This window comes from Microcystis sp. M179S2 (genome assembly GCF_020245805.1).
GTDB lineage: Bacteria > Cyanobacteriota > Cyanobacteriia > Cyanobacteriales > Microcystaceae > Microcystis > Microcystis aeruginosa.
The window spans coordinates 1-11636 of the sequence record NZ_JADBUE010000233.1; the positions used below are offsets into that span (position 1 = coordinate 1).

General features: G+C 42.0%; 15 protein-coding genes. 9 read left to right on the top strand and 6 right to left on the bottom strand.

Annotated elements, in window-relative coordinates; genetic code table 11:
* Both IM500_RS14415 and IM500_RS14420 read left to right on the top strand, forming a co-directional pair.
* Positions 1-621: ARC6/PARC6 family protein (locus IM500_RS14415; protein WP_287738763.1), on the top strand; the 621-nt coding region annotated here is incomplete at its 5' end.
* A gap of 173 nt (positions 622-794) precedes the next feature.
* Positions 795-2093 (top strand): serine hydrolase, encoded by a 1299-nt coding sequence (locus tag IM500_RS14420; protein WP_287738765.1) that lies wholly within the window; start codon positions 795-797, stop codon positions 2091-2093.
* A gap of 205 nt (positions 2094-2298) precedes the next feature.
* Here the strand turns inward: IM500_RS14420 and IM500_RS14425 are convergent, their stop codons facing one another.
* The 5 genes from IM500_RS14425 to IM500_RS14445 all read right to left on the bottom strand — a co-directional run bounded on the left by IM500_RS14425 (position 2299) and on the right by IM500_RS14445 (position 5542).
* The gene (locus IM500_RS14425; protein ID WP_172970502.1) at positions 2299-2451 is read right to left on the bottom strand and encodes a hypothetical protein; all 153 of its coding nucleotides are present in this window, start codon (positions 2449-2451) and stop codon (positions 2299-2301) included.
* Positions 2438-3316 carry an SDR family oxidoreductase gene (locus IM500_RS14430; protein ID WP_012266769.1) on the bottom strand — a complete coding sequence of 293 codons (879 nt, stop codon included), beginning with the start codon at positions 3314-3316 and terminating at the stop codon, positions 2438-2440. The genes IM500_RS14425 and IM500_RS14430 overlap by 14 nt, the downstream gene beginning before the upstream one ends.
* Positions 3317-3319: 3 nt before the next feature.
* Positions 3320-3628: a hypothetical protein gene (locus tag IM500_RS14435; RefSeq protein ID WP_287738767.1), complete on the bottom strand. Its 309-nt coding sequence runs from the start codon at positions 3626-3628 to the stop codon at positions 3320-3322.
* Positions 3629-3951: 323 nt separating this feature from the next.
* Entirely contained in the window at positions 3952-5013 is a 1062-nt protein-coding gene (locus IM500_RS14440; RefSeq protein ID WP_012266768.1) for an ABC transporter permease, read from the bottom strand.
* 10 nt (positions 5014-5023) lie between these two features.
* Complete coding sequence (locus tag IM500_RS14445) at positions 5024-5542, bottom strand: adenine phosphoribosyltransferase (protein ID WP_002737799.1); 519 nt, start codon at positions 5540-5542, stop codon at positions 5024-5026.
* Between the two features lie 98 nt (positions 5543-5640).
* Between IM500_RS14445 and IM500_RS14450 the strand changes: the two genes are divergently transcribed.
* The gene (locus IM500_RS14450) at positions 5641-6267 is read left to right on the top strand and encodes a DUF3038 domain-containing protein (protein WP_147070481.1); all 627 of its coding nucleotides are present in this window, start codon (positions 5641-5643) and stop codon (positions 6265-6267) included.
* 2 nt (positions 6268-6269) lie between these two features.
* On the top strand, positions 6270-6923 hold the full coding sequence (locus IM500_RS14455) for a DUF4335 domain-containing protein (protein WP_287738770.1): 654 nt from the start codon (positions 6270-6272) through the stop codon (positions 6921-6923).
* A 10-nt stretch (positions 6924-6933) separates the two neighbouring features.
* On the opposite strand, the gene IM500_RS14460 is transcribed toward IM500_RS14455, so the two are convergent.
* Positions 6934-7242, bottom strand: a complete 309-nt coding sequence (locus IM500_RS14460) for a HigA family addiction module antitoxin (protein ID WP_190722284.1) — start codon at positions 7240-7242, stop codon at positions 6934-6936.
* Positions 7243-7436: 194 nt separating this feature from the next.
* Here IM500_RS14460 and IM500_RS14465 point away from each other — a divergent pair, with 194 nt between their 5' ends.
* From IM500_RS14465 to IM500_RS14485, 5 genes are all read left to right on the top strand, one after another.
* A complete protein-coding gene (locus IM500_RS14465; protein ID WP_287738773.1) occupies positions 7437-8864 on the top strand; it encodes a RecQ family ATP-dependent DNA helicase in 1428 nt (475 codons plus the stop codon).
* Between the two features lie 965 nt (positions 8865-9829).
* Positions 9830-10294, top strand: coding sequence for a hypothetical protein (locus tag IM500_RS14470; RefSeq protein WP_190722176.1), 465 nt, complete (start codon positions 9830-9832; stop codon positions 10292-10294).
* A gap of 185 nt (positions 10295-10479) precedes the next feature.
* Positions 10480-10530: a hypothetical protein gene (locus tag IM500_RS14475; RefSeq protein ID WP_242034642.1), complete on the top strand. Its 51-nt coding sequence runs from the start codon at positions 10480-10482 to the stop codon at positions 10528-10530.
* 142 nt (positions 10531-10672) lie between these two features.
* The gene (locus IM500_RS14480; RefSeq protein ID WP_002763445.1) at positions 10673-10909 is read left to right on the top strand and encodes a DUF4160 domain-containing protein; all 237 of its coding nucleotides are present in this window, start codon (positions 10673-10675) and stop codon (positions 10907-10909) included.
* Complete coding sequence (locus IM500_RS14485) at positions 10890-11198, top strand: DUF2442 domain-containing protein (RefSeq protein ID WP_002752921.1); 309 nt, start codon at positions 10890-10892, stop codon at positions 11196-11198. Before IM500_RS14480 ends, IM500_RS14485 begins: the two co-directional genes overlap by 20 nt.
* Positions 11199-11636: the final 438 nt, after the last annotated feature.

Genomic DNA, 11636 nt, shown 5'->3' on the forward strand with positions numbered 1-11636 from the left:
AACACAGATGATGATATCTGTGTGTGGCTTTATAGTCCAGACAATCAAATTTTACAAGGAACAAAATTGCCAGAAGACGGAAAGTATTTGCTGCAAATTGCTGCCCCCAAAGGTTCTAAAACTTTTAAGATAGATATAAGTTTAGGAACGCTCGCTTCTTCCCCGACACCGACACCAAGACTCTCTCCATCTCCCTCACCTTCCCATGATCTCACACAAGATGAAGCAGCAAAACTTGTTAAACGTTGGTATGAAGTTAAAAGACAGGCTTTCGGTTCTTCTTTTGACGACAGCTTAGTGAAGCAATACGCCACCGGAGAACTTTATTCTAATACCTTAGAAAAATGTAATGATGGAATCTGTGGGGGGACAGTGGGTTGGCTGCGCTCTAAAGGCTGTTATTATACTTATGATTTTTCCAATATTAATCGGATAGTCTCTTTTGATCCTTCAGGTTCGTCACCTTCAATAACAGTCAATGTAACGGAACAACTTACACTCCATGGTCCCAGAAGTGCCGGATGTGGAACCCCAACCCAGACTTATCAAAAAAATGTTACCTATTGGTTTAAAAAAGAGAGTGAAAATTGGAAAATTATTAACTATAAGGTAGGAACTTAATCATGGAAAGAAAAAGAAGAAAGTCAATAAAAGTCAGAACACAATCGAAGACTTACCATATCCAATGGTCTAGGTTTTTGCCCATCTTAATTTCTTTTTTTGTAACATCTGCAATCGCTCTGTATCTCATCTTAAACTCCTCCAAAAACGAATCCTGTAGGATAACTAAATTATTGTTAATTAACGGTGTTCCTAAGTCCATTGGAGGTAAAGTTGATCACAATAAAACCCTATGTTATGAATTTCAGGGCATTCAAGGACAGCAATTGCAATTAACAACTAATCAAAAAATAAGCCTAGTTTTTCCAAGTAATAAATACCAAAATCTTCAAGGAGATTATAAAACGATTCTGTCGGAAACAGGCGACTATTCGCTAGTCATAGAGACGCAAGAAGATAACTTAGATTATCAAATTAACCTGATAGTAAGCTCGCAAAATACAACTAATCTGCCCAGAAAAACGCCCGTTAATGATTTGTCCCTAACACCTTTAACACCTCAACTTCCTAGTCAGTCTAATCAGCTAACTTATAACGTTAAACAGTCGCCTACTTTTTATCAAGATCAAGAATTGCAAAAAATCGTTGACAATATTGTAAGTTTAGCTCGATCTAGAAAGTTACCAATAGATAAATTATCTATCAGTTTAGTTGACTTAAATCAATCTGAATGTTGCGCTTATGCTGCTTATCAAGATAGTGAATTGAGATATCCGGCTAGTATTGTCAAGCTTTTCTGGCTAGTAGTTCTCTATAGTCAATATTATTATCAAGGAATTGAGCCGAATCAAATTCCTCCAGAAAAACTCAAAGTTATTTCTAAAATGATTAAAGATTCCGATAATGAATCAGCTAGTATTATTGTTGATGACATTACTCAAACCAAATCGAGTCAAAAAGACCTCGCACCAGAAAAACTCAACGAATGGAGGAGAAAACGTTATGCTCTTAATGATTTTTTTGCATCCTATTTTGTTGATTCTGTTAATTACCCCCTTAATATTAGTCAGAAAACTTTTCCTATCCCCAATCTACTCGAGGATCCAGCAGGACCAGACCAACAAATTCGTCAGCTTAACGGCAAAAGCTCACCCCCGAGACGAAATTATTTAAATACCTATAGCGTTGCTAGATTACTGCTCGAAATTGAGCAAGAACAAGCCATTTCGCCAGCTTATAGCCAAGCGATTAAACAATTAATTAAACGAGATTTACATCCTCAAGCGTGGAAAGAAAAACCTTTTAATCCTATCCAAAACTTTTTAGGTCAATCTCTCCCGGTTAACACTCAATTTTATGCTAAGATGGGCTGGACATTTAATAATCGAAATGATGCGGCTATTATCGTCAGTCCTGATAACAAAGCTCATTATATTTTAGTTGTCTTTGGAGAGGAAAAAAAGTTTTATCAAGATAAAGAGTTTTTCCCAATTCTTTCACGACAAGTTTATAACCAAATGCTTAAAAAATGACTTAATAAAAGACTAAAATAGGAGAGAAGTCGGGAAAATAAGCAGGTAAATACGCCAATTAAATTGCAAAGGGTAATTCAAATGATTCTGGTTCTGATGGAGTTGCCGCCGAGATTCTATACATATGTACTGAATAAAAACAGTGCAGGACTTTTAGGATATTTTACCTTTTTCCTATCGGCATTTCAGGCTTTTTCAGCATACCCTACTTAACTTTTCGCATTCCTTTAGAAAGATAGGCAACGAAAAAAGCTAACACTCCTGTCATCCCTACCTCAAAATAATTGGCCATGAGAATAGCGGTAAAAAAAAGGAGCAAGATAATTAATATAGTCCGCTTTTGTTCAGATAATTTCATCTCTAATTGCCTCTAATTCGGTTTTAATACTTAATGGTTGATAACCTAAAGAAAAAGCAAGAGAACTATCAAGAGAAACATCCTGCGGACGCGGCGCAATCATGGGAACATCGCACTGTAAACAGGGTTTTATTTGTTCTATGGAAATGTTAAAAACTGCCGCCATTAGTAAACCAAATTGATAACGAGAAACTCTTTCTTTACCCCCCAGATGAATAATCCCTTGCACTTTTTCTAATGCCAAAAGTAAACCATTCACCGCACTATTAACCCCAACAGCCGTCCGATATTCATCGGTAAATAGAGATAATTCTTTTCCCTCTTGGAGGGTTTTTAAAAAGGGTTGCAGAAAACTATTAGCGGTGGGAGAAGGGGAACCAAACATCAAAGGCATTCGACAAATAGCCGCCCGAGGATATATTGCTAAAATACCCTTTTCTGCCGCTACTTTTTGCTCACCATAGACACTGACGGGAGAAACGGTATCATTTTCGGAATAGGGGGCATTTTTACCATCAAAAACTAAATCGGTAGAGGTAAAAACTAGCGGTATTTGATATTGACTACATAAACGGGCAATTTCTAGAGAAGCTGTCAGATTAATTGCCTCGGATGCTTGGGGAAATTCTTGACAGAGATTCGGTTTTGATTGGGCAGCCCCATGAATTACCGCGTCGGGTTTAATCTGTTGAAAAAGTTCTCTAACTGCGGCTAAGTCTGTTAAGTTAATTTTAATTAAATTCGGGTCATTACTATTGACATTGTGATTAAAATATGTACCAAAACTTGCCCAAGATGAGCGAGTTTTTTGGTAAATATGCCAACCTAAAAACCCACTAACTCCAGTGATTAACAGCGTTTTCATAGTTTAGAGATTAAATCCTTTTTCGTAGACTAAAAACTGCACCTGTGGTTCCAACGGTTCACTAACTAAACCAATTCCTGCAAATCCCCATCGCTGCATCAGTCCCTTTAATTGTGTTCCTGAGAGAGTTTCCACAGAAAAATTATTGGCTAAATCCTGAGCATGGGTATTGATATAACTTAAAGCATCGTAGGATTCTTTAAACAGAAGCAGATAACTGGCCGGACTTTCGCTTTCACCTTTTCTCAGACGCGCCACTAGGTATTGTCCGTCTTGTTTTGACCTGAGTAAATAATGCGTAGTTGCTAACATAGTTGGTTAAGTGGGTGGGTGGAATTAAATATAAGATGAACGTAGGTTGGGTTGAAGCATGAAACCCAACGCCTGCTCATGTTACGCTACCGCTAACCCATCCTACAAATAATTGTGCCTCCCTACTTAAGTAAAAAGTGAAAAGGAAAAAAGGGGTTGGGGGTTGGGTTTTAGGGTTTTAGGGTTTTAGGGTTTTGGGGTTTTGGGGTTTTAGTTGAAATTTCCCCCATCTCCCCCCGCAACGCGCACGCAGTGGTCTCCCCATCTCCCCACTGATAACTGATTACTGTTTACTGATAACTGATAAAATTTCCCCATTTCCCCTACTTTAAATCCTCCAATTTAATTCTAGGATCTACAGCTTTGAGAAGTAAATCAGCCAGAAGATTACCGATAATCAACATAGTAGCACCCATCATTAAACTGCCCATAACTAAATATAAATCTTTAGCAGTCACAGCTTGCAGAATTAAACGACCTAATCCGGGCCAGTTAAAGAAAAATTCGGCGATAAATGCCCCACTTAACAAACTGGAAAATTCAAAGCCCAAAAGAGTTATCAGAGGATTAATAGCATTGCGTAAAGCGTGGACATAGATAACTTTATTTTCCGGTAAACCTTTCGCCCTTGCGGTTTGAATATAATCCTGTCGCAGAACATCTAACAATTGTCCCCGCATCAATCTTTGTAATCCTGCAAAACTGGTAACTGTCAGGGCAATAGTTGGTAAAATCATGTGCCAAGCGATATCTAAAACTTTACCGATAGGGGAATATTCCGAATAGTTAATACTGGTCATATCACCCACCGGTAAAAGCGGCGAGACATTTTGGGCGAGAATTAGCAGTAAAAGGGCAGTGATAAAACTGGGGAAACCTTGACCAAGATAACTGATAACTCGGAAAAATTTATCGATAAATTGGTTTTGTTTGACGGCGCTGAGAATGCCCAAGGGAATTGCAATCGCCCAGGTTAAAATGATGGAAGTCAAAGACATTAATAACGTCGCTGGAATTCTCTCTAATAATAGGGAGGACACGGGACGAAAATAGGTAAAACTCAGACCAAAATTAAACTGAGTTACCACTTGCCACAACCATTTAAAATACTGGACAATCGGCGGGTCTTTTAAACCAAAAAGGGCAATATATTGTTCTTTAGTTTCCTGACTAATCTTGGGATTCAGGTCAAGCAAAGCCAGAAAACCGCCGGGGGTTAATTGGATAATAGCGAAACTCAAAGCCGAGGCCAACAACAGAGTTAATAAACCCTGGAGAACACGCTTGACAATATATAAAAAAGTTTCGCTAGTTAGGAGAGATTGTAACCCATTAGCACTTGATCGAGCGGTTGCAGCCTTATAATTATCATCAGTCGCCGTCATAGAAAAAAACCTAATAATCGATGAGGGTAATAATCGGTAAATCGGGTAATTTTTCCCGACCACCGAGGTCGATTAACTCGATGATAAAAGCAAATCCTAACACCTCGCAACCAATTTTTTCTAATAAATCGGCCGTCGCTTTCGCCGTCCCTCCCGTCGCGATTAAATCATCGACAATTAAGACTTTATGATGGGATGCCACCGCGTCCTGATGAATTTCCAGGCTATCGCTTCCGTATTCCAAATCATACTCGATACTGTGAACGGCGGCGGGTAATTTGCCCGGTTTCCGGACGGGAATAAATCCCGCTTCTAATTGGTATGCTAAAGGAACACCAAAGAGAAAACCCCTGGATTCCATACCGACAATGTAATCGGGGGATAAACCGTAATCGCGACACTTTGCCGTTAGGGTATCGATCGTGTAACGTAATCCTTGGGGATGATTGAGTAGGGTAGTAATATCGCGGAAGACAATACCCGGTTTGGGAAAGTCGGGAATATCGCGAATCAGTGATTTCAGATCCATTCGGTTTCCGTGTCTCGTAAAATGGGGGACAGCTATCTATACAATACAATTTACAATACCCTGACTCGATCGCCCTTGTGTTTTAGTTCTCCTATATCATGACCTCTACTAGCCTAACGCCCGAATCTACAACATCAGCCCCAGAAAAACCGGTTATTTTAAGCGTTTTACCCGATTTTCCGATTGCCAGTCAGCAATGCGCCCTACATCTCCAACAGCATATCGATTTAATGCTATTAGCGTTGGAATCCTTAGAAGTCGGTGCCGGGGAGGCCCTGTTAGCCCTCTGTAAAGAACTAGGACTCGATAAAATTGTCAAAAACCGGATTATTTTCTGGCGCTTACGCTGTACTAATCCCTGGCGAATTTCCTACACCCTCGACCGTCTCACCCTTGACCAAGCAAAAGCTTTAGTTATCATTGCCAGTTATCGGGCCAAACCCCTAGCTATATCCATCCGACAATTACTGTTAGCGCGGCAACAGATGGAGTCAAAAGGTTTACCCGTGGATAATAATTTTCTTTTATCAGAATACCTAGAACGATTTCGCTCCAATTTTCGCAGTCGCATGAACCCCCGCCGGGCCAAAGTATCGGTTTATCTAGCCGATGAAAATGCTTTAAATGAACTGGCTTTATCCCTCCTCGATCAGTTATTATTTTGTACTGGTACGACGGGAATGCAGCGGTTTTGGATTAGTTTATTTGATGGGGAGATAGTGTAAAAATGAGAAGACAGTATAGCCTGCCCAATTGTACCCTGATTCTCGATGGTTTCGGCGATGATTTCGCCCCAGCTAACCCCGGTGATAGCCGACCTTTGCTCTCAATTTTGACTAACGTAGAATGTCGGTTAATCGGGGCCAATAAAGTCCTGCAAGGTGGTCGGGTTTTCTTGGAAAATTTGGCCCAAGCGGTCAGTCAGTATGCCCAAGAATTTTTAAGCGGTGTTCGTCATCCCCAAGACCCCGTCCATGAACCAGATCATGTGTACCTAGAAAAGATTGACCATAATCTCCATCGTCTGGTTTGGTATCCATCAACGGACTTGAATATCCCAGAAAGTCCGGTCAACATAGAAATCAGTACCGTGCAGTTATTCGATTTGATAGAAGCGATTGACCAATTTTTTGCTGATACTCGTACTTTACCCGACCTAACCCTGAAATTGCAGCCAGTTTCCCGTCGCTACCATAAGGTCAATGAATCGGTGGCTGGTCGAACAGTACCTTTTTTGGCAGGATTAGGCAGTCTTGTCGCTTGCGCCCTACTTTTCTATCTGTCACCCGTCCCCCAAGTCCGTAAACCCGAAAATCCCCCCATTCCCGCCGCTTCTCCCAGTCCCACCGTCCCCACTAATCCCGTCCCCCCCCCCAGATAAAATTAGGCCCCTAAGCTACATCTGTAAATGGAGTGACGGGAATATGGTTATAAACCTCGGCATTCTTTGCCTGAGCTTGACGGAGATCGTAGTCTGTTTGAAGATTCAGCCAAAACTGAGGACTGTTACCGAAATATCGTGACAGACGCAAAGCTGTATCCGCAGTGATACTACGCTTACCCGCTAAAATCTCACCGATACGAGTTTGAGCTACGCTTAAATCTTTGCTCAGTCTGTAGGGGGTAATATTGAGCGGTTCCAGAAAATCTAACTTGAGGATTTCACCGGGATGAATATTGGGCAAATGGTCGCTGTTCATCGCATTTAGCTAATTTTAGTGGTAGTCCACCACGCTCGAATCCTAACGCCTAACAATACTATTGTCAAGCAGACGTAAGCCTTCGCCCCACACCCCACACCCTACACCCCACACCCTACACCCCACACCCTACACCCCACACCCCACACCCCACACCCCACACCCCACACCCCACACCCCACGATTCCGAAAGCATCCAGACTATTTTTCAAAAAATTTGGGGCTATGATAGCTTTCGCTTTCCCCAACAGGAGATTATCGAGACAATTCTAGCGGCAAAAGATGCCCTGATTGTCATGCCCACGGGATTCGGTAAATCTATCTGTTTTCAATTGCCCGCTTTATTAAAAACTGGCTTAACCCTAGTGATTTCTCCCCTGGTTGCCCTGATGGAAAATCAGGTGGAGGAATTATTAGCCAAAAAATTACCCGTTGCCCTGATTCATCACGAAATCCCCCGACAACAGAGAAAGAAAACCTTAGCAGCGATCGCAGATCAAACCCTGCGACTTCTCTATCTTTCCCCAGAAACCCTCTTAAGTCCGCCCCTCTGGTCAAAATTAACCCTTCCCCACGTTAAAATTAACGCTCTCATCCTCGACGAAGCCCATTGTTTAACCCAGTGGGGCGATAATTTTCGTCCTGCCTACCGTCGTCTCGGTGCTGTCCGTCCCGCTCTGCTGCAATCAAAACCGGCCGGCAGCCAAATAGCGATCGCTGCTTTTACCGCCACCGCTAACCCCGCCACCCGTGAGACTCTCACCCGCATCTTACAACTAGAAAAACCACAACTTTTCTTAATAAATCCTTACCGTCAAAACCTTGACTTAAGCACCAAAATATGTATTAGCCCCGGTTGTCGTCGTCATCAACTATTAAACTTCCTCACCGGTCAACCTCGACAATCCGGCCTGATCTATACTCGTTCCCGTCGCCATAGTGAAAATTTAGCGACATGGTTGCAATCTCTCCATTATCGCACCAGTGCCTATCATGCCGGTTTATCGCCCTTTCAGCGTCGGGAAATAGAACAAAATTGGCTGCGGGGGGATTTAACTTTTGTTGTCTGTACCTCAGCTTTTGGCATGGGTATCAACAAACCCGATGTGCGTTGGGTTGTCCACTACCAACCCCCAGCTTTACTATCGGAATACCTACAGGAAATCGGCCGCGGTGGTCGCGATGGCGGCAAAATGCAGGCTCTCACCTTAATTAGTGAACCGACGGGATGGTTAGATAATAGCGATAAAAACCAGCAAAAATTCTTTAACTTGCAACAGGAACGCCAATACCGACAAGCTTGGCAAATTTTAGCCCAAATTCCCCTAGAGGGCAAAGTAGAGGCGATTAGTGCCGAATTTACCGATGGTGCGCTCATTCTCTCCCTTTTACACAGTCTCGATCGCCTAGAATGGCTCGATCCTTTTCATTATCGGCTTATTTATCGCCATAATTCCGCCAAGATGACTTTTAAACCCAAAAATGAGATGTTTCCCTACCTCTATACCCGTCGCTGTCGTTGGCACTTTCTCTTAAATGCCTTTGGTTTTCAGGAAAATGCCGATAATTTTCGCTGTGGTCATTGCGATAATTGTCGTCGCAATCGACCTCTGGTAAGCTAGGGAGCGCCAGAGCCGGGAGAACAGAGCATTTGTACTAAATTTTTTATGTCTTTTTTCTCCTCCTGTCTGGGATTCTCCTCACTTAAGGTCAGATTTTTGATTTTTGCAGGAGATCTATAGCGGTTTTCACAGAAGTTAGTCCCGATTGAATCTATCAAGGGATTTACCATACCTTACCCGAAATAATAGTGAAATTTTGTGACAAAGTGCAGCCAGATATAAGAATCTTTGCTAGATTTCTAGAAGGCTTCTGTGATAAGTCTCCTTAAAAGGAGATTGTTTGCAGTAAGCTAATCTGGCTAACACGCTTTTGGGCGTGATATAGGGAAAAGTTTTGGCGATCGCGCCTAAATGGGGTTATATGCCGAAAGATTTTTAAAAAAATGTGTATTTGGCGCGAGATATGGAAAGTTTCCGTATATTGTGCAGTTATGACGACGATACTCTTGTAGGTTTGGTTGAGGAACGAAACCCAACCAATAACCCATGATGTGACTAGGTTATAATTGGGAGCATCCCAGTCATGTAATGAGTATAAATGCTCAGAAGGGTAAGAAGGCTTTTGTAGTAACGATTCTGGTTCCAATCACACAATTTAGAGAACCGTTGAAAATCTATGAACTCCCGAAAAGGCTTGCCATATAAGTATTTTGCGCCTAAGTATAATTGCTTATTGCAAAAGTGGGATGCTCCAGTTATAATTCCTGTGAAGATGTGGGAACTGAAAGTGTGATCGCACTTCTTGTGGGCTGCATTAACGAAGTGTAATAGACCATTTTTATCATCAATTCGGTGGGTTACGCTGTCGCTAACCCACCCTACAGCGCTTTTTTAAACTAAATTTGATTAAGACTTAATTAAGAAAAGTAGATTCAGATGGGGAGTAGGAAGGAGTTGATATTTATCCGTGATGTGCGCTATCATAACTTAATTTAGATATTGTACAAAAACATAGGAGGAAATTGGTGAAAGTTACAAATTTAATTCTAGCGTCTTCTATTTTAATATTGACTAATATGTTGAGTTCTCCTGCGATTGCACAGACCAAGTTGTTCAAGATGACTTGTGTTAAATCAGGAAGGGTCTTTTTTGAAGAGAGTAATGTCTCAATAGCAAGGCAGCTATTCAAGTCTATTATGTACATGATTTATGATACGGCAACAATAACATGTGATTTAACTTCTTCTGGCCAAAGATTCTCCCAGCTTGATCTGGCTTTTGGAATATCTGATGGTGAGCGTTGTCGTTTTTCCCAGTTCGTTTCACTATACTTAGATGGAAAAAATGTAGGAAACTTTGAGCTAAACTCAGGAATTTTAAAAACAACCCGATTAAATATTGCTGGCAAGAGAAGTTTTTTTCTTGCATTTCAAGGAGCAAACTGTGCTGCAAGTGGGGCGGTTCATTTTGTAAATGCAACTTTACGCTAATACAAGTGCGATCGCCGATCTTGCAGTGCGATCGCCGATCTTGTAGGGTGCGTTCCCTAATGTGACTCCTACTGCTCCACCGATCGATTTTTGGGGAACGCACCATGCACATTGATTGAAGCTGTGGGTTTAAGTGCGATGCTGCTCCTCCCGCCACCACCCCAGAACCCTCTGCCCTCGTCGGACTGGGGGCTGTCGTAGCTCTGGGAGTTGGCTTCAAGCGCCGCCGCGCCTAGGCAGACAAAAACTCAGCTTTAATTGAAGGTATTACAACAGGATATCTGCAAGGGTCTCTTTTTTTGTGGGTAATTGTGAATTAGAGAAATTGACATATAATAAGAGCATAGAGCTAAATATACCTTTAAAATAGCTTTTCTCATGCCTACCGTCCTTCAAGTTGGGCCTTACAGTTTTATATTTTTCAGTTCAGATCAACGAGAGCCAGCCCATATCCATGTCAAACGCGATCGCAAACTCGCTAAATATTGGCTTGATCCCATTACCTTAGAGAAAAACCGAGGATTCAAAGAACATGAATTAAACCAGATTGCTAAACTAATAACAGAACATCAACCCGCAATCCTAACCGCATGGCATGATTACTTTGACCCTTGAAACCGAGCCAATTGCCCATCAAGTGACCCTAACCGACGATAAATTAATAATCGACCTAGCCGACGGTCGCAGCATCACCGTTCCGCTAACATGGTACCCTCGTTTACTGCACGCCTCCCCCGCCGAGCGTCAAAATTGGCAACTCTTAGCGGATGGATGTGCTATCGAATGGCTCGATCTAGATGAGCATATTGGTATCGAAGGACTATTAGCTGGTCGGCGCAGTAGCGAGAGTTCACGCTCCCTGAATCGATGGTTAACAACTCGCAGACAAACTGTAACCGAGTAAATGGGGACAATGTTTCTGTTGTGCCACCCAAACTCCTCCATTCTTGCCCTGTAATTTATATCAAAATTTACTTAAAGGGACTTGCGCTTTGATAATGTACCTTTTGGGCGAACGCAGTTCGCCCCTACATTGTGGCCCACATTCCGCACCCGAAAGTGTCACATTGAAAATTTTATCTAAATCGTCAAAACGATTGCCGGCTCTGAATTACAGGCTAATTTGTTAGCCCAGCAGATGCACAATTAGCCCTAAAAATCTGATAGCTCCGATACCAAATTATTGAGATAAACTCTTATTACTGGACTTCCCCGTTGACAAAAAGCCATAACCTATGCTGTAGGAGGGATTAAGAGAATTTCTGATGCCCCGTTACTGGGTACAAATCAGGGAAACTCCCAATAAATCTAACGCTTTTTGTTGCAGTTGGGTCGGTCGAGT

Excerpts from the sequence above, each read along its gene's own strand:
- IM500_RS14425 (WP_172970502.1), bottom strand. The coding sequence starts at position 2,451 with ATGAAATTATCTGAACAAAAGCGGACTATATTAATTATCTTGCTCCTT.
- IM500_RS14485 (WP_002752921.1), top strand. The coding sequence starts at position 10,890 with ATGATTACTTTGACCCTTGAAACCGAGCCAATTGCCCATCAAGTGACC.
- IM500_RS14455 (WP_287738770.1), top strand. The coding sequence starts at position 6,270 with ATGAGAAGACAGTATAGCCTGCCCAATTGTACCCTGATTCTCGATGGT.
- IM500_RS14445 (WP_002737799.1), bottom strand. The coding sequence starts at position 5,542 with ATGGATCTGAAATCACTGATTCGCGATATTCCCGACTTTCCCAAACCG.
- IM500_RS14430 (WP_012266769.1), bottom strand. The coding sequence starts at position 3,316 with ATGAAAACGCTGTTAATCACTGGAGTTAGTGGGTTTTTAGGTTGGCAT.
- IM500_RS14460 (WP_190722284.1), bottom strand. The coding sequence starts at position 7,242 with ATGAACAGCGACCATTTGCCCAATATTCATCCCGGTGAAATCCTCAAG.
- IM500_RS14440 (WP_012266768.1), bottom strand. The coding sequence starts at position 5,013 with ATGACGGCGACTGATGATAATTATAAGGCTGCAACCGCTCGATCAAGT.
- IM500_RS14450 (WP_147070481.1), top strand. The coding sequence starts at position 5,641 with ATGACCTCTACTAGCCTAACGCCCGAATCTACAACATCAGCCCCAGAA.
- IM500_RS14480 (WP_002763445.1), top strand. The coding sequence starts at position 10,673 with ATGCCTACCGTCCTTCAAGTTGGGCCTTACAGTTTTATATTTTTCAGT.
- IM500_RS14435 (WP_287738767.1), bottom strand. The coding sequence starts at position 3,628 with ATGTTAGCAACTACGCATTATTTACTCAGGTCAAAACAAGACGGACAA.